Origin of the sequence: Providencia sp. PROV122, assembly GCF_028482365.1 — a bacterium.
In the GTDB taxonomy this organism is placed as follows: Bacteria; Pseudomonadota; Gammaproteobacteria; order Enterobacterales; family Enterobacteriaceae; genus Providencia; species Providencia stuartii.
In genome coordinates, this window is record NZ_JAMPQI010000010.1 from 36,820 (window position 1) to 54,644 (window position 17,825).

The 17,825-nt window shown below is 43.1% G+C and carries 18 protein-coding genes; 5 read left to right on the top strand and 13 right to left on the bottom strand.

What is annotated here, in order from left to right; translation table 11 throughout:
* Positions 1 to 131: 131 nt before the first annotated feature.
* The 8 genes from PSE69_RS08595 to PSE69_RS08630 form a co-directional block, all read right to left on the bottom strand.
* Complete coding sequence (locus PSE69_RS08595; protein ID WP_306169839.1) at positions 132 to 1,256, bottom strand: adhesin; 1,125 nt, start codon at positions 1,254 to 1,256, stop codon at positions 132 to 134.
* A 13-nt stretch (positions 1,257 to 1,269) separates the two neighbouring features.
* Positions 1,270 to 1,803, bottom strand: a complete 534-nt coding sequence (locus PSE69_RS08600) for a fimbrial protein (RefSeq protein ID WP_004915882.1) — start codon at positions 1,801 to 1,803, stop codon at positions 1,270 to 1,272.
* Positions 1,803 to 2,336 (bottom strand): fimbrial protein, encoded by a 534-nt coding sequence (locus tag PSE69_RS08605; RefSeq protein WP_004915879.1) that lies wholly within the window; start codon positions 2,334 to 2,336, stop codon positions 1,803 to 1,805. The genes PSE69_RS08600 and PSE69_RS08605 overlap by 1 nt, the downstream gene beginning before the upstream one ends.
* Complete coding sequence (locus PSE69_RS08610; protein WP_060561473.1) at positions 2,329 to 2,757, bottom strand: hypothetical protein; 429 nt, start codon at positions 2,755 to 2,757, stop codon at positions 2,329 to 2,331. Before PSE69_RS08610 ends, PSE69_RS08605 begins: the two co-directional genes overlap by 8 nt.
* A 31-nt stretch (positions 2,758 to 2,788) precedes the next feature.
* Positions 2,789 to 3,520 carry a fimbrial biogenesis chaperone gene (locus tag PSE69_RS08615; RefSeq protein ID WP_060561474.1) on the bottom strand — a complete coding sequence of 244 codons (732 nt, stop codon included), beginning with the start codon at positions 3,518 to 3,520 and terminating at the stop codon, positions 2,789 to 2,791.
* Positions 3,521 to 3,548: 28 nt separating this feature from the next.
* A complete protein-coding gene (locus PSE69_RS08620; protein WP_060561475.1) occupies positions 3,549 to 6,068 on the bottom strand; it encodes a fimbria/pilus outer membrane usher protein in 2,520 nt (839 codons plus the stop codon).
* A 57-nt stretch (positions 6,069 to 6,125) separates the two neighbouring features.
* Complete coding sequence (locus PSE69_RS08625; protein ID WP_088498744.1) at positions 6,126 to 6,704, bottom strand: fimbrial protein; 579 nt, start codon at positions 6,702 to 6,704, stop codon at positions 6,126 to 6,128.
* 214 nt (positions 6,705 to 6,918) lie between these two features.
* Positions 6,919 to 7,470 carry a fimbrial protein gene (locus PSE69_RS08630; RefSeq protein WP_004915868.1) on the bottom strand — a complete coding sequence of 184 codons (552 nt, stop codon included), beginning with the start codon at positions 7,468 to 7,470 and terminating at the stop codon, positions 6,919 to 6,921.
* Between the two features lie 1,778 nt (positions 7,471 to 9,248).
* On the opposite strand from PSE69_RS08630, the gene nrdD reads away from it, so the two are divergent.
* Both nrdD and nrdG read left to right on the top strand, forming a co-directional pair.
* Entirely contained in the window at positions 9,249 to 11,387 is a 2,139-nt protein-coding gene (nrdD, locus tag PSE69_RS08635) for an anaerobic ribonucleoside-triphosphate reductase (RefSeq protein WP_121874801.1), read from the top strand.
* Positions 11,388 to 11,391: 4 nt separating this feature from the next.
* Positions 11,392 to 11,856: an anaerobic ribonucleoside-triphosphate reductase-activating protein gene (nrdG, locus tag PSE69_RS08640; RefSeq protein WP_014657338.1), complete on the top strand. Its 465-nt coding sequence runs from the start codon at positions 11,392 to 11,394 to the stop codon at positions 11,854 to 11,856.
* Here nrdG and PSE69_RS08645 read toward each other — a convergent pair.
* Positions 11,853 to 12,290: a YhbP family protein gene (locus PSE69_RS08645; protein ID WP_014657337.1), complete on the bottom strand. Its 438-nt coding sequence runs from the start codon at positions 12,288 to 12,290 to the stop codon at positions 11,853 to 11,855. The genes nrdG and PSE69_RS08645 overlap by 4 nt on opposite strands.
* Positions 12,291 to 12,404: 114 nt before the next feature.
* On the bottom strand, positions 12,405 to 12,656 hold the full coding sequence (locus tag PSE69_RS08650; protein WP_121874802.1) for a DUF1471 domain-containing protein: 252 nt from the start codon (positions 12,654 to 12,656) through the stop codon (positions 12,405 to 12,407).
* Between the two features lie 296 nt (positions 12,657 to 12,952).
* Here PSE69_RS08650 and PSE69_RS08655 point away from each other — a divergent pair, with 296 nt between their 5' ends.
* Entirely contained in the window at positions 12,953 to 13,264 is a 312-nt protein-coding gene (locus PSE69_RS08655; protein WP_036942694.1) for a GIY-YIG nuclease family protein, read from the top strand.
* On the opposite strand, the gene PSE69_RS08660 is transcribed toward PSE69_RS08655, so the two are convergent.
* Together PSE69_RS08660 and ubiT are read right to left on the bottom strand one after the other, a co-directional pair.
* Complete coding sequence (locus PSE69_RS08660; RefSeq protein ID WP_004915851.1) at positions 13,237 to 13,740, bottom strand: GNAT family N-acetyltransferase; 504 nt, start codon at positions 13,738 to 13,740, stop codon at positions 13,237 to 13,239. The genes PSE69_RS08655 and PSE69_RS08660 overlap by 28 nt on opposite strands.
* Positions 13,734 to 14,258, bottom strand: a complete 525-nt coding sequence (gene ubiT, locus PSE69_RS08665; RefSeq protein ID WP_014657334.1) for a ubiquinone anaerobic biosynthesis accessory factor UbiT — start codon at positions 14,256 to 14,258, stop codon at positions 13,734 to 13,736. Before ubiT ends, PSE69_RS08660 begins: the two co-directional genes overlap by 7 nt.
* 347 nt (positions 14,259 to 14,605) lie before the next feature.
* Between ubiT and ubiU the strand changes: the two genes are divergently transcribed.
* Both ubiU and PSE69_RS08675 read left to right on the top strand, forming a co-directional pair.
* The gene (ubiU, locus tag PSE69_RS08670) at positions 14,606 to 15,601 is read left to right on the top strand and encodes a ubiquinone anaerobic biosynthesis protein UbiU (RefSeq protein ID WP_004915849.1); all 996 of its coding nucleotides are present in this window, start codon (positions 14,606 to 14,608) and stop codon (positions 15,599 to 15,601) included.
* Between the two features lie 13 nt (positions 15,602 to 15,614).
* Positions 15,615 to 16,490 carry a U32 family peptidase gene (locus PSE69_RS08675; RefSeq protein ID WP_014657333.1) on the top strand — a complete coding sequence of 292 codons (876 nt, stop codon included), beginning with the start codon at positions 15,615 to 15,617 and terminating at the stop codon, positions 16,488 to 16,490.
* A gap of 138 nt (positions 16,491 to 16,628) precedes the next feature.
* Here the strand turns inward: PSE69_RS08675 and PSE69_RS08680 are convergent, their stop codons facing one another.
* Positions 16,629 to 17,825, bottom strand: a complete 1,197-nt coding sequence (locus PSE69_RS08680; protein ID WP_121874803.1) for a glutathionylspermidine synthase family protein — start codon at positions 17,823 to 17,825, stop codon at positions 16,629 to 16,631.

A 17,825-nucleotide genomic window follows, 5' to 3' on the forward strand; every position in this document is an offset into this window, starting at 1 on the left:
TATTGATGAAATATTCAAAATTAGCTAAGGAAGATTTTCTCATTTCCTGCCCCTGTCAATAAACGGCTTTGATATTTTATCAAGGCCGTTTATTAACTTACTTTTATCTTATCGAGAAAAAACATAAACAATTAATCAAATGTCGCTATCAACCAAGCCGAACCTTTATAATCCCCCGCGGCGGCATTTGTTCCTTGGATATGACTCGTAATTTTAATTGTTCTTAGGTCTTTAATCTCAATTTTAAAATCTTTACCCGTTTGACCCGTTGTTTCATCGGTCATGGTCAAGTTACTGTAGATTTTATGATTACTATTTTGGCTACTCGTCATTGGTAAACGTTTCTGTGGGTCATTGTCTGTTGCATAATCAAGGCGTAACCTGACATTTGTTGGAATAGCGAACTTGCAGTTATAAGTCACTTGTTCAGTGACAACACTATCGTAATTTAATGTGTTTAAGTGTCCATGCCGTAAGTTTACTGTCCCCGCTTGCCCAGTGGTCGTGGTGGTATTACACGATGAGCCCACATTTAATGTTGAAGAGAGTAAGCGCATTGGAACCGTTGTTTCCTCTAATGGCCAAGATGTATAGATTGGCGGTACTTTAGGGTTCATAAATGCACGTACATACCCCCCAAGAGGCATAGCAGCAATCATCACCTGACCATCAATAATGCGCTCATTAATATAAAATGTTACGGTGATGGGAAACTGTACTCCAAAATTAGATGCCGACGCTATCATCGCTGTACTCGAAGCATTCGCACAAACTCCAGCTCCCGTAATATTGATCCAATTAAGCATTCTACTCTCAACGGTCATCACGACGTTACTATTGATGCGATAACCTGGTTTGCCTTCTATCGTAGCGGCTTCAGGGACATACATGAATAGCCTGTGGTAAGCACTATCACTACCAATAATCCTCGTACTTGTTCCCCCCCAAGTTCTACCAATACATTTTGCCGCTCCCGTTGCTTTAACCGCTGAGTCAATGCTACTAATCACTATCGGCTCCCCCACACGATAATAATTTTTACCATCAGAGCCGGTGACAGGCGTCGAAACGATTGCGCTATTACTCGCCAGTGTGATCAAATAGCCATCATTTGGGTTTTGGATCATCGGTGCATAGTTTGCTAGGGCAATCGAGGGAAGTAATAAACCGCCTGATGCAATGCCCCCCCAGCCGATTTTCTTTTTTTTAAAAGACTGCAACCCGTGTGTAAGAATAATGCCTTTTAAGTTCAACATAATCATGATCCTACTAATGATAAGTCACAGAAAGGGTGACGGTTGACGTAAATTTCCCCAGAGCCAATTGATTGATCGGCACCGTACTCACTAATTGCGCTTGTAAATCCATGCGGTACAATGTCGCGTCCACCCGTTCGGGGTAAATTCGTTGCTTTTTACTCACTTCCAATGCACGCACCGTACCGCCCGTCACCTCTTTAAAATCAATACCCAGCCCATTGATACTGGTCGCTAAAATATTTTTCCCGTTATATAACACGCTGCTGCCCCCTTTGGGGCTCAACACGATAGCTAATGTATTGTTGAAATTACACCCCGTGATATAGAGTGAAAAATCGTTCACTGCCGCCGATGTATTCAGTGAGTTTGGGTTAAGTGTGCCGAAACCAATTTTCAGCGGTGAGCTGCTGTTTTCACTGCGAATATTACAAGCGGGATCTACCATGGTGGCGGTCACATCCACCAAAACGTCAGCGTGGCTCTCTAATACGGTCAATAACAGGAGTAACCCGAGAGGCTGTTTGAGCTTATTCAGTCTTATCACTATTCGTACTCCACCTGAAAGGTCACGATCCCGGAAAAATCGCCCACATTAGCTTCGCCAGTGGCGGGTTTACGGACAAAAACACCAAAATCAAATTGTTGTAAGCCGTCAACCACACTGACATCACCCATCGTCATCGGCTTATTCCACACAAGGGGTTTTTCATCATGATCGACCAGCCCCAAGACGACCCCACTGTCGCCTTTGGTGGTTAAAAAACTCTCACCGCCAATCGTGACTAATTCGCTGCTTTTCCACGTTAATTGAATACTTTTTTGTAAATCCGTTGCACTACACTTATCGATGGCAATGGTAAAGGGCGTCACCGCGCTGGTGCCATTTTCATTAATCAATTGCCAACGCAAGTTATACAGTGTGATTTTCTGATGGAGAGAGCCGGCTGCCACTTGGCATGCCGTGTTGACCAGCTCACCACTCAACTCAATATCTAAGCTATTGGCCGCGCGTACCTGAGAAGCTCCCCCGAAAAGCGCCACCGAAAACAGCCAAATATACTTTGCTGCCCTATTCATAGCTCACCTCTAAACGCACCGTGTGCCCATCTTTCATCCATGTCGGTAGGTCGATTGGATTATCCCCATTTAGCAAAGACAGCGGGTAACGCACTGAAAACACCCCGCGTTGTACATCGTAAAGCCGCACACTCGCTGGGGTATTGGCTGCTGCATTAAACACCGCCATTTCTTGGTACTTGTTTCCCGCGCCACACCCAATCAAACGCAGCGTGTTATCTAACGACAAATTGCAGGGGGCATTAAATAGCGTGGCACTCACCTGTATTTGGCCTTGATGCTGCGGTTCGTAGTCCGATTGATTAATCGGTGTATTCGCCACAGGGCTATTAGCCATCGCCCATTGGCTCAAGACACTGCCAAGAACAAACAGTACCGCGTTGTACCCGGCTGTTTTGATGAACATGTTGTGTTTACGCATCGTCCTTTCCCGTTCGCTCATACGCTGAAAATTACGGCTCACCCGTTACCGTGCAAGTCTCACCTTGGCAACGAAATGCCAGCGTGGGCTTACCACCATAATCATTGATGTACGTCAGATACGGTGTGGACAGTGCGGGGGATACCACATCCTGTGTTGACTTAGGCGGCACCATAACCACATCAAATGAATTGTGCTCAGCCGCGGCTTGACTGTTCCCTAGCCCAATCACCGTTAAGTGAAATGGCGTGGTATTATTGATGCGATAACCTTTCGCTATCTTTGTTAATGTGACTTGATGCGCCCACTTAGTGTCCGATTCAGGCAAAATACTGGCCGGTCGATAAAACAGTTTGACCCGTGATTGCAAGGCAATTTGTAAGGTATTGCCATCGGTGGATTTAGGGGGCACTTCACGCAAATTGAAGTAAAACACCGACTCACGATCTTGTGGCAATTGGCTCAGTGCCGGCGTCGTGCTTAAACGCACTAAACTGTTGCTCATGGGCTCAATGCGTTGCAACGGCGGCGTCGCCAAAATAGCCCCTTTGGTGAGCTTATTCCCCTGTAAATCTTCAATCCAACTTTGGGCTAAGTAAGCTTCTTCAGGGTTATCGTTAGAAATGGTGACGTTAATCGATTTTTCCGTTCCCGGAAAAATGATGCGTGTTCTATCTAATGTGACTGCGCTGTAGGCACTTATTGAGACAAATACCGCGATACCCACCCACATATGGCATAATCTTTGACCTAAATTCAACATCATTGACCTCATAAAACGAATAAAAGACTTATTTTGCTGGCGTTACATTTGCCGTTGACAGCGCGGGCGCAGCGCAAGGCAGCAATAACATGCTGGATAATGACGTGACATTGTCAGGCATGCGTAATTCACACTGCTTCTTTCCGGCCCAATAAACAGACAGGATTTCTTGAGGGGAAATACCGACCAACCACGTCACCCCCTCTTCACCCACAATGCCCAATTCACGGTTGTCAGCATTGCGCACACTGGCCCCAAACGGGGGATTTTTGCCATCACTCAACGATACGATGGCGAACAGTTTTTCCCCTTTCATCACCGATAAACGGCGGTAACCTATCGCGCCTTTGGTTAAGGTAATGTCGGTCGTTGACTGTAACGTTTCTAAATTCTCTGGCAGCTGACTGGTGTTAATCGACGCCGTCGATTTACGGTAACTGTTCACGTTAGGAATAACCGCAATCCCAAAACGGTTGGTTTTGATGACGCCACTGTCCAGTGGCACATCCCCCACCCCCGGTGTTTCAATCATTAAGCGGGTATCGCCATTTGCTGAACGGTGCAGTGCTACCCCGTGAGCCGTCGCCGTGATCCCACTGTTAATCGAGGCGCCAAAACTGCGATATTGTTGTGGCACATAACTGACGTTCGTGGATAAGTTAGCCTGCGACAGATCGCGTGAATAATAGCCACTGAAACTCGACTGACTCTGCATATGCTGTCCGTGGTTATACCCCACATTCAGGCTGTAATTATCACGATCGCTATAGCCGCTATACCCGACACTGTGGCTATATTGGTTATACTCACCGGCACGTGAATAGCGTTCGGAGAAGGTGATATTGTGCCCGCGATACAGAGGAACCGTTAAATACAGGTTGATAGCATCATCTTTATAGCCGTTATCACGCTCGGTACGCGTCGCCGATAATGAAATATTGGCATCTTGCTGCGATAGCCTAGGTATGCTGATATTGGTACTGGCGTATAAACCATATTGCGTTTGCGGTTTATCTTGCCAATAAGTACTGTATTGATAATTCAACGATAAACTGAAATTATCAAAATACTTGTTCAGATAGATTTGGTAGTTTTCTTTTGCCACACGCGCCACATGACCGCTACGGCTTTGATCTATAAATTGGCTTAATGTGCGGTAATCTCTATCGGCAAATCGATACCCTGCAAAGGTAATATCCGTGCGTAACTCATCAAATGACTTTGCATAGTTGAGGCGATAGGAGCGGCCTTGCAGCGTGTGATGGGTAAAGCGGGCAAAAGACTGCGTCATATCGAGTGACAATGCCCCAAATGCAAACAAGTCTCGTCCAATCCCTATCGCTGCGGTTTGGTAATCCCCATTCAGTTGCGTCCCCCCATACAGTGACCACGCATTAGATAACCCATAAGACAACTCGCCGCTGATCACCGGCTTACCAGTTAGGCGATGACCGTCATAGCGCGTTTTACCCGCCACTAACTTATAAATAATGCGCCCCGGGCGGGTTAAATAAGGCAGTGAGGCGGTGTTGAGACTAAATGTTTTCTCTTCGCCATTTTCTTCACGCACAGTGACATCGAGCACCCCTCGTACGCCGCTGTCCAAGGTCTGAATGCGAAACGGCCCCGGGGGCACCGTGGTTTCTAAGATCACGCGGTCTTGGCTACGCACAATCACCGTGGCATTCGTGTTCGCCACGCCAATAATTTCCGGCGCGTACCCCACCAATTTAGGCGGTAACATGCGGTCGTCACTTTCGAGGGCGATACCACTGTATTGCCATGACTCAAACACATCAGAATAGAAGTAGTTTTCCCCAATGGTCAAAATAGAGGCTAATTTCTTCAAGGAGGTAAACGCATACAGCCGGCTAAAATCAAAACGGTGGGTTTCTTGGGGGTTGCTGCCACCGTGCTGTTTTTGGTAGTTCGCGTTATAGTCACCACGAAAACGCCAAGCACCGAGGTTAAGACCTGTTGTACCATTGGTGGATAAATAGACCCGTTTGCTCCCGCGACTTTCTTCGATGACAGACGCATTGGCGCTATAATCCACAAAGGCACCATTCACCCCCTCTTCCCATAACGCCGGGGGTGTCCAGTTTGGATCACGGTATTCCATCCATAACTGGGGAATGGTGATTTTCAGTGAGAGTGTGGACAATTCAACCGTCGATTTCACCCCAGTTAACGCGGAAAAATCAAGGCACTGCCCCGCCTCGGAAAGGGTGACTTTTTGTTTTGCCGAATCTTTCAGGCCAATCAGATCCAGTAAGTTCGCCGGTATGCAAATGGCATGTTGTGCTAAGACCGTGATATCACGAGGCGCCCCTAAGCGCTGGCCGTTAACAAACACGGTTAACACATAGTCTCCGGGAGGCACATAACCCGCAACGGAAAATTGGCTCATATCGACGTTTTGCATATCTTCCGCATCCAATACGTCAGTATTGAACTCTGTTGCAGACACCGTGCATGCACTGACGCTCACCGCCAATAAAACGGCCTGCCTGACTTTGCTAAGTTTGAACATCATGCTCTGTACCATCCCAAAGACAGCAAGAATGCCTCCTCAATGTCATCATTGAAGACGTGCTTCTGTGCTTTATTGATAATCGATAAAAAAACGAACCAGCCCGTGATAACGTCCTGCTTGTAGCGGCTTTCCTGTCAGCTCGAGCCGTAAAAAATAGCGCAAAAAGAGGGTTTGCCCCGATTGACCTTGCCGTAACACACTGTCAAACAAAGGATAGGTTTCCCCAGGGATCACGATATTTTTCGTGTTATCCAGCACGGATACGCCCAACCCCTGAGAAGGCCCTTGCAAGGCAAATGCGTCGATATTATCGGCCCCTTGCCCGTCAAAACGTATTGTCCATGTTTTACTGTCAAGGGTGCTGTACACACTGCCACAGTCACGAAGCTCAATGTCAAAAGGGCGTGTTTGTTGTTCACGCACCACGGCGGTTGAGAGCATCGTCAACGTTAACGACGAAAAATCGACCGTTTGGTCGCGATTTGACATCACAATCGAGCATGGTGTTGAGATCACACTGCCAACCAGTTGAGTGACACCTTCATGGCGCATGCCCACCTCGTTGGCGCCAAAAGCCGATGTGCCCCCCAAAATCAGCGAAAAGAGGATCCCTGTTGTTTGCAAACTCACGCGTTGATAAACAGCCACCCGTTTCTCCCTTGCAGACAGTAAAAAAATCCACCTGTGTTATGACTGTTAACAAACAAATACTGTTTGACGGCAGTCGTTAGAGGTTGTTAACTCCATGAAGAAAATCAATTTATTGACTTTCGATTGAGAAGACGAAGAGGGCGAGATTACACTTTACCCCTCTTCGTGAGCCCCTTGGCCGCCAGCGTTCACTGACGGTCAATGTATCGACTTACTGGTACGTGATACGGAAGTTAGAGATGGCGCTGAATCGCCCTTCCGCAACATCTTTAGTGGTATCAACCGCTTTCGCCAATGCTTTAAAAATTAAAGTATTTTCACCATTTGTGTTGGCAATACGAGGGAGAACGTCTGTGGCTTTACCGAACTCAAAACCATCAATCAAAATACCGAGGTTGTTCGAATTCCCCGCGGAAGTTGCCAGCAGCGTGTTGCCTTTATCTGCATAGCTTTGGCCAGTAAACACGAGTTCCATTGATTTCACCGCAACAGGGTTACCTTCAGTATCTTTACCAAAGTTAGCAAAGTCACAGCCAGTGAATTTGATCTCGAACTCTGCTTCCGCAGGCTTACCACTTTCCAACGCTTTACGAGACAGCTGACCGAAATCAACGGTTTGTTTCAGAGAAGACTGCTCGATATTACAAGGCGTGTTCACAACTGTACCCACAAAGTTAATCGTTCCGGTGTTATCCGCCATTGCGCTAAATGACACAACAGACGCCGCAAATACAGTTGCAACTGCTAATTTTGTTAATTTCATTTATTTTTCCTTTCTAGTAAAAAGACAATAGAAACCAGTCACCACACATAAATTGAAGAGTGTTAATTTCATTTTTTGTTGATAAAGCAAAGGTTACATCATTAATAAAAACATCGTCCCTGCTGCTACCTATCCCTTATCCATATCTAAGAGACAAATAGTTCCTTATAGGCTAAGGCTAACCCATATAATTTATTTATATATAATCTTAAAATAGAATTAATTAATTTGACATTTTGCCGTCATAGTTAACCATGACTGAACAGAATAAATTCTGTCAGATTTCCCCGAAAATGTTGAGCATAGTATCCGGAATTAAAATATTAATTACTGATTTCATCGACTTAAAATAGGAGAAACATCTAACATTTAATTATTAACATTCCGTGAAATAATTACACTAACTTATTTTATTTAAACAATCTCAATATTTATATTTAATGAATTTTTATTGCCATATTAAATTTAGTTTCTCAAATAAAAATTCATAAAATAAAACTATTATTTTGATATTTTTGAAATAATAAATTGATGGCGAATATAGAACCAACCCCATTTAGAGTAAATACGTTTTTAACGATAAGTCTCCATATTTCGATAGGTGATAACTATTAAATATTTGTTATTAATGGCATCGACATAACCAAATATTAATTTGGTTCCTATATATCAATGGATTACAATAAATCATGATAATCAAAATCATATAAATCTCCAAACAATGTCTTATTCTTAATGAGAGTATGTTGATTTTATTTAACGCTATTTTCATTTTGTTACATATTTAATTATTTTGATATTTTTATAAGAGATATAGCTTTATTTTTTTCAATAATAAAACAAAAAACCTCAATATTGCTTATTTTTTGGCACCATTAAAAAATAGAAAAAATACTCATAAACTTAGACACACTCTAAGAACACCCATAATAAACATAGGTGTAACCCATTAAATACAATATAACTCACCTTAATTACTCATTAAATGCGTTATCGATTTTCGCTATTAAATTTATTTAATGATAATTTATTGTTTTTTAACAGTGAAATAAAAATATTACTCATCATCGCATATCAGCGCTCTTTAAATGCCAACAATACCCTTATCAAAGCCCTATCCTCAAAATCTTCACCGACTCAAATCCTCCATCGACAATACGACTAATCGATTATCAACTGGATATTAATATCCAGAGCCACGCCTATGCTCTGATAATGGTCAACAAAATAATTTGGCCCGCAGTTTTGGTGGCCACTTTGCCTATATAACCCGCCAAATCTTGTCAGAAATGCGCTAGCTCTTGAACGGTAAAAAGTGGGAAATATGGCTTCTTCCGCGGGAAAGAGCATAAGCCAGTTCAGGGGGAGCGTGATATTCCATTCATCCAATGATGATGGCATAGGAGAGTCTCATTTAAGTTGCCAATTGCAGTAATGACACAACTTAGGTCACCGTTCGATATATCTCGCTGTTGGAAAGAACCATTTGTTCGAAAACCTATCACGTGCTCAAGGTTGCCATCATCCTAAATAATTAGGGGCGTTTTTATTTTTCATCTCCTCCGCTTTTGATATTCATACAATTTATTTTTTTCCTTGTTGTGGATCAAATTATCGATAGCTAAAAAAGAGCAATAAACTATATATTGTGCTTTAATTACATAATCAAACACTACATATAGTATTTATTCACAGTTTTATCCACATTCCCTTCGCACATGCAGCGGAAACTTATCGCTAGGTTTAAGGTTGTGGATAACTCAACAAGGAGCATTTCAGTGAAAACGGTTGTGATTAAACGAGATGGTTGCCAAGTGAACTTTGACTTCCAAAGAATTCAAGAGGCAATAAAACGTGCATCAGCGGCTGTGAATATTCAGGATGATGACTATTGCCTTCAAGTTGCTACAACGGTCACAGAGCAACTTGGCAACCGTGAAAAAGTCGATATTCGAGAGATCCAAGATGCTGTTGAAAATCAACTAATGTCAGGCCCTTATAAAGACCTCGCTCGAGCCTATATTGAATATCGCCATGATAGGGATAGTGCTCGCGAAAAACGCAGCCAACTTACCCATGATATTCGCGGCCTTATCGAACAAAGCAACGTTTCACTGCTTAATGAAAATGCCAATAAAGACAGTAAAGTGATCCCGACTCAACGTGATTTACTTGCTGGTATTGTGGCTAAGCACTATGCCAAACAGCATATTTTGCCTCGTGATGTCGTTATCGCTCATGAACGAGGAGAAATACACTATCACGACCTTGATTATGCCCCCTTTTTCCCCATGTTTAACTGTATGTTGATCGATCTTGAAGGCATGCTTACGCAAGGGTTTAAAATGGGCAATGCAGAGATCGAACCGCCAAAATCAATTTCAACAGCAACCGCTGTGACTGCACAAATCATTGCGCAAGTTGCTAGCCATATTTATGGTGGTACGACGATTAATCGCATCGATGAAATTCTGGCTCCTTATGTACGCATCAGCTATGAAAAACATCTTAAAACGGCTGAAACGTGGGGGATCAATGATGCTCAAGGTTATGCTGACTGCCAAACAGAAAAAGAGTGCTATGATGCTTTCCAATCCCTAGAATATGAAGTCAATACATTGCATACCGCGAATGGGCAAACCCCCTTTGTCACCTTTGGTTTTGGTCTTGGCACCTCGAAAGAAGCGCGCTTAATCCAACAATCCATCTTGAAAAATCGTATTGCAGGTTTAGGCAAAAATCGTAAAACAGCCGTATTCCCTAAATTGGTCTTTGCCATTAAAAAAGGATTAAACCACCAATTTGGTGATCCTAACTATGATATCAAACAGTTAGCCCTTGAATGTGCTAGCAAGCGCATGTACCCCGATATCCTTAATTATGACCAAGTTGTTAAAGTGACCGGATCGTTTAAAACCCCCATGGGCTGCCGTAGCTTCTTAGGGGTCTACGAAGAAGCGGGGCAACAAATTCATGATGGTCGCAATAATTTAGGGGTGATCAGCCTTAATTTGCCTCGTATTGCCATTGAAGCACAAGGCAATGAAGACGCATTTTGGCAACTGTTAGAAGCACGTTTATCTATTGCTAAAAAAGCCCTTATGACACGGATCGCACGCCTTGAAAACGTCAAAGCACGTGTCGCGCCAATTCTCTATATGGAGGGGGCTTGCGGTGTAAGATTAGCCGCTGATGATAGCGTTGCAGAAATCTTTAAAAAGGGTCGAGCCTCAATTTCGCTCGGCTATATCGGGCTACATGAGACCATCAATGCACTATTTGGTACGCAAAACCATGTTTACGACAGTGAGCACTTAAGGGAAAAAGCCATCGCGATTGTTAACCGCCTACGCCAAGCAGCAGATGAGTGGAAAGCAGAAACTGGCTATGGTTTTAGCCTGTACAGTACACCTAGTGAAAACTTATGTGATCGTTTTTGCCACCTTGATACTGCTGAATTTGGCGTAATAGCTGGTGTGACAGACAAAGGCTACTACACAAATAGCTTCCATCTTGATGTTGAAAAACGCGTGAACCCATACGACAAAATAGACTTTGAACAGCCTTACCCTGCCATCGCAAATGGGGGCTTTATCTGCTATGGCGAGTATCCTAATTTGCAGCATAACCTCAAAGCGCTCGAAGATGTTTGGGATTACAGTTATGAGCATGTTCCATATTATGGAACAAATACGCCCATAGACGAATGTTATGAGTGTGGATTTACGGGTGAGTTTAACTGTACCAGTAAAGGCTTTGTTTGCCCTCGTTGTGGTAACCATGATACTAACCGTGTCTCAGTGATCCGCCGAGTATGTGGTTACCTTGGCAGCCCTGATGCACGCCCATTTAATGCAGGCAAGCAAGAAGAAGTGAAGCGACGTATCAAACACCTAGGTAATGGGCAGTTAGGTTAATAGTATGAATTATCATCAATATTACCCTGTTGATGTCGTGAATGGTCCAGGCACGCGTTGCACACTGTTCGTCTCAGGATGTGTTCATCAGTGCCGAGGATGTTATAACCAAAGCACATGGCGCCTCGATTCGGGTATTCCATTCACTCAGGAAATGGAAGATAGGATCATTCAAGATTTACAAGATACCCGTATCCGTCGGCAAGGTTTATCCCTTTCCGGCGGGGATCCACTACATCCCGCTAACTTATCAGCGATCTTTCAGTTGGTTAAACGTGTAAAAACCGTTTGTCCAGATAAAGACATTTGGCTATGGACAGGCTATCAATTTGCCGAACTGACCGCCGAGCAACATAAGGTGGTGAGTTTGATCAATGTACTGGTTGATGGGAAATTTGTAAAAGCGCTGCATGACCCCGCGTTACTTTGGCGAGGAAGCAGTAATCAAGTGATCCATAAATTACGCTAGCGATTTCTAGACCAATAGAGCTTGCTGCCAAAACCCAATTTATTATTGACCATTTTGACTTCTTGTAACTGCAAACGCCATACAGGCAGTTTTGCCGTCAATGCCACAGGGAAGCGACGACAATAAAATTGATGGGCTTGCTGTCGTAAGCTCCCATCCAGCGCTATCACTTGCCCAATAAATTGTAGCCCTTGGATTTGGCTAACCACTTTCGTTTGGGCAGAGACAGTCCCTGCGACGTGAGGATTTTCAGTCATCAGTTGACCATGGCGTGAAGCAGGATCGGTCATAAAGAATAAACTCATCGACTTAGCATCAAATGCATAATAACAACTGGCAGGCCAGATATCATTGCCGTGGCAAGTAAATAGAGAAAAGACGTGTTGGCGAGAAAAGTAACGTTGGATATGTTGTAAGGCGTGTTCATCATTCATAGCAAAAGCCCATATTGACCGTTCAGAACACGCTCTTTGAATATGTACATCCTATCGCTGAGCGTGCTTAAGCTGTTCTGAACGTTTGGTATTACATTTGCTAGGTACTATAAATTATCTATAGATTGCAGCAACACCATTCATTGAGTTTTCACCGCCAGCTGAGATAACACGGAATGAAGTTGCACCAGCTTCATCAGCTTTTTTGGCTAACTTTTCAGTCAGGTCATTAACACTAACAGCACCTGATACAGAAACATAACCCGCAGCTGGTTGGCTAGAATGTTGAACTTCTTCAGCAGCCATTGAACCAAATGAAATAGCACTTAAAGCCAAAGTTGCAGCGACTAATGTTGATTTTTTCATAATGTTTTCCTCATTGTATATTCATTTTTATCAGGGATTTTTGTTCTCCCCCTGTGATATGGATCATATTATGCTCTTTTAGTTACGATGAAAATTAGCTAATTTTGCTGTTATAGTTCAAATATTTTGAATCAAAACCACGCTTTAGGTTACAAATTTATGACTTTAATGTGTCATTTTTTATTTATAATTTAATAAGTTATGGCTATCCTTGTTCGCGAGATTTTTAGTCTATTTATGAATTATTTCCCCTTAAATTTCAGCACAGAAAGTCAAAAATAGGGCAACAAAATAAAATGTCTACGCAGAAAAACTGGTACATTTACCTAATTAGAGAGAAAAATAACAGGTTATATTGTGGGATCACCACAGATGTCTCGCGCCGCTTTACCCAACATAAAGAGGGAAAAGGCGCAAAAGCGTTGAAGGGGAAAATGCCGCTCACGCTAGTATTTGATTGTTTAGCCGGGGATCGCGCTACCGCGTCAAGGTTGGAATATCAGATAAAACAACTGAGTAAAGCCGCCAAAGAAAGGCTGGTTATTGACCAGCCCATTAATATCCTTGATTACTTAATGCATCAGAATACATCAAAGTGTGAAGAGTAAGTCACCCGCCCTTTGTGATCACTCAAGCTGCCATTTTCTAGCCCACAAATCATAAAATGCTCTTGCAATTCAGGCCACTGGCTGAAAACTTCATATTTTGAGGCAGGTTCAAAGCCAAAACGGCGGTAATAGTTGCTATCTCCTAATACCACAACCGCACCATAGCCAAACTCATTAAGACTATCTAGCCCTTCATAAATAAGTTGCCCACCAATGCCTTGTTTTTGGTGCGCTTTACTCACTGCAAGCGGTGCAAGGCCAACCCATTGAACGTCTTCATTGTTGACATCGACAGGTGTAAAGCCGACATAACCGATCACTTCGCCGTTGTCATTCGTGGCAACAACACCCAGAGTCAATAAGCCGTCTTCTCGTAGCTTTTGTACCAGATCGGCTTCTGCTTCCGTCGGGAAAGTGTCACGCAGTAACTTATCGATCCCCATAGCATCGACAGGAATTTCAACACGAATTAGCATGAGGCAACCACGGAGCCTTTATGCTCTGTGTCCTCATTTTGTTGAGTCGTTTTAATCAAGTCGGCCAATTGTAGTAATGCAAAACGCAGGGGTGTCGGCATATTGTCTAGCTCAAAAGCATCCATAAGGTTTTTTACATACAGCCCTAATTCGGTGTCACCTTCAATGACCAAACGGCGCTGAAAAAACAGCGTATCAGGATCTTCTTTACGCGCCGCGATAAGGATCAGGTCATTGGCTGTAGCACAGACACTGACATCGGCTTGCTCTTGATTACGCACAATTAACATGCCATTTTGCAAACTAATGAACCAGACTAAATCAAGGTCACTGACTTCAACTTTCAGCCATTTCCCTTCGAGAAAATCCAATTCCCCTTCTTTGACCGATTCACGAAACTGCCAGCTCAGTAACTGCTCAAGTACTTGACGCTGCACTGCAAATGGGGTCACTTTTAAAGGTAACTTCAATAATGAAGGCCCTTTTGAAATAAGTTGAGAACGAATTTTAGCTAACACAGCACTGACTCCCGTATCAATTGCCTGCCCGTTAAATACACACCCCAGCATCAGCTACGGCCTCTCGGTAGCAAATCAGTATTAGAACAGGCATTTATATCGACATACTCAATAATAGAATAGTCATATCATGCCAGAGAAAATAAGTACTCACTTGATCCTATATCAAGGTTTACACTTCTCGCCAGCATTTATTTTTTATTATGCCAAAAAGCTCATGGAGTCATGACCTCATAAGCCACAAAAACAGATAGCCAACAGCCAATTCAATGCCTTAAATCAAAATTTACATCGCATGAGTTGACTAGAATGCTAAGTTGTCGAAAATTTAAACTGGAACAGATACCATGGAATTACTCTGCCCAGCAGGCAACTTACCGGCCCTTAAAGCCGCTGTCGATAACGGTGCCGATGCGGTTTATATTGGCTTGAAAAATGATACTAACGCACGCCATTTTGCTGGACTCAACTTTACTGAAAAAAAATTGCAAGAAGCAGAGCGCTACATACATCAACATCAGCGTAAACTTCATATTGCTATCAATACATTTGCTCACCCAGATGGCTTTCAACGTTGGAAAGATTCGGTCGATCTTGCGGCTTCGCTAGGGGCTGATGCCCTGATCCTTGCCGATCTCGCGATGCTTGAGTATGCTGCACACCGATACCCTCATATTGAACGTCATGTCTCCGTTCAAGCTTCAGCAACCAACACCGAAGCGATTCGCTTTTATGCCCGCAATTTTAATGTTCATCGGATTGTACTGCCTCGGGTTCTATCTATTCATCAAGTCAAACAACTCGCTAAAAGTAGCCCTGTCCCCTTAGAAGTCTTTGCTTTTGGTAGCCTATGTATTATGGCGGAAGGACGCTGCTATCTCTCTTCCTATTTAACGGGTGAATCCCCCAATACTGTTGGGGCATGCTCGCCCGCGCGTTTCGTTCGTTGGCAACAAACGCCTCATGGCATGGAGTCACGCTTAAATGAAGTGCTTATTGATCGCTACCAAAGTCATGAAAATGCAGGCTACCCCACTCTCTGTAAAGGGCGTTATTTGGTGGATGACCATCGATATCATGTACTCGAAGAGCCAACTAGCCTCAATACCATCGAATTACTACCAGACCTAATGGCGGCGAATATCGCCTCGGTCAAAATTGAAGGCCGCCAGCGCAGCCCTGCTTACGTCACCGAAGTGACACGCATCTGGCGAAAAGCTATCGATACATATCATGCAAACCCAGAGCAATTTATTGCAGATCCACAATGGATAAAAGTACTGGGTGGGCTTTCTGAAGGCAGCCAAACCACATTAGGCGCTTATCATCGTAAATGGCAATAATAAGGAATAGATGATGAAGTATGCATTAGGGTCAGTTCTTTATTACTGGCCTAAACAAGAGCTATATGATTTTTATCAGCAAGCAGCACAAAGTGAAGCCGATATTATTTATCTTGGTGAGACGGTTTGTAGCAAGCGCCGTGAAATGAAACCGGCTGATTGGATTGAATTAGCAAAAACGCTAGCGCTAAGTGGCAAGCAGATTATCTTAAGTACATTAGCGCTATTGCAGGCACCTTCCGAACTTAAAGAAATAAGTAAACTCGTTGATAATGGCGATTTTTTGGTTGAAGCCCATGACTTTGGTGTCGTCAATATGCTCACTGAGCGCCATCTTCCTTTTATTGCTGGTCATGGTTTGAATTGTTATAACGCACAGACCCTCAATATATTATTACGCCAAGGCATGCAGCGTTGGTGTATGCCTGTAGAGCTTTCTCGTGACTGGTTGATCAATTTACTCAATCAATGCGATGAATTGGGGATACGTGGCAAATTTGAAGTAGAAGTGATGAGTTATGGTCATTTACCGCTGGCCTACTCTGCTCGCTGTTTTACTGCCCGTTCAGAAAATCGTGCCAAAGATGATTGTGAAACTTGCTGCATTCACTATCCTCAGGGGCGAAAGGTGTTCTCTCAAGAACAACAGCAAGTGTTTACTCTCAACGGGTTACAGACACAAAGTGGCTATTGCTACAACCTAGGTAATGAGCAAACATCTATGATTGATTTGGTTGATATTGTACGTATTTCGCCGGAGAACATTGAGTCTCTAGACATATTGGCGCAATTTAAAGCGAATCAAACCGGAGAAGCGCCACTGGTCATCAATGACAAGAGTTGTAATGGTTATTGGAGGCAAGTGGCAGGATTAGAAATGCTGCCTTAGCCGCAATATCAATCAGCGCCATTGGATAAAAAGCGGGAGCAAACACCAGCTTCCCGCTGTGTATTCATCCTAAAGCATCTCATTGATTTTATTTTTGAAAAATGAATAAATTGCACGGTTCACAGCATTACCTCACACTCACTCATTCATAATATAGTGAGGAACAAACCTAGAAGTATCTTTTGTGATTAAAGAGTTATCTTCACGTATACCTATCCCTGCTGGGGCATCCCCCACCACCCAGCTCCCAATTAAAGTGTAGTCATTACCGAATTTAGGCAAAAAAGCACTCGCCTGATAAATTCTAGGCTCCTGAGCATACATCCCTAATTCTTGCGTGATCACTTCTTGCTCATTATTAAAAAATAATGAAACATTAGCGCCTTCCCGTGAAAATAATGGCTTTGTCGTAAACCCTTGCCACGCTTTCCCCATATCCTGTTTTAATTTTCCCACAATATCGCTCTGCTCATCCGCAAAATAGGCAGGAAGTAAGTTAGGGTGATTAGGAAAAAAACGCCATAATAACGGTAATAGTCCTTTATTACTTAAAATGGATTTCCATAAAGGTTCTACCCATTCTGTTCGTTCACTACGTAGTACCGGACCATAATCATCTTGGAACATCCATTCATATGGATATAATTTAAAGCCTTGGTGAATAATTTGATCTTGTAAATCCGTAAAAACACCACCTAAGCCTAATCCGATGTCTTCCACATAAATAAATTGTGTCTGTAGCCCTGCTTGACGCGCACAATCTTCCAAATATAAAACAGTTCCTCTATCTTCAATGGAGCCTTCACAGCAACAAAAATAAAAAGGGTGCTCATTGCGCCACAATAAAAAACGCTGGATAAGCTTTTCCTGTATCGAATTAAATTGATCGGCATTTGCAGGAAGCATACCTCTATCTGTCATGTCAGATAACCATTGCCATTGAAAAAATGCCGATTCATAAAGTGATGTCGGGGTATCTGCATTATATTCCAGCAACTTTGCAGGCTGATATCCATTCCATGAAAAATCCATTCGCCCATACAGTGATGATTTATTATTTCGCCAACTATTTGCAATCGCATCCCAATATAATTCAGGTATGGCTAATGCTTCTAAAATACGTTCATCATTGATAGCAGAATTGACTACTTCTAAGCACATTTGGTGCAACTCTTCGGTTGGGTCTTCGATGCCAGATTCAATTTGCGCTAATGTAAAACAATAAGCATGCGATTCATCCCAATAAATTTCATTGTCGATAATATGGAAGTCAAAACCATAATCTTGCGTAATTCGCACTAAATCTTCGCGTGGCTTTACAGGTATTCGTAACAT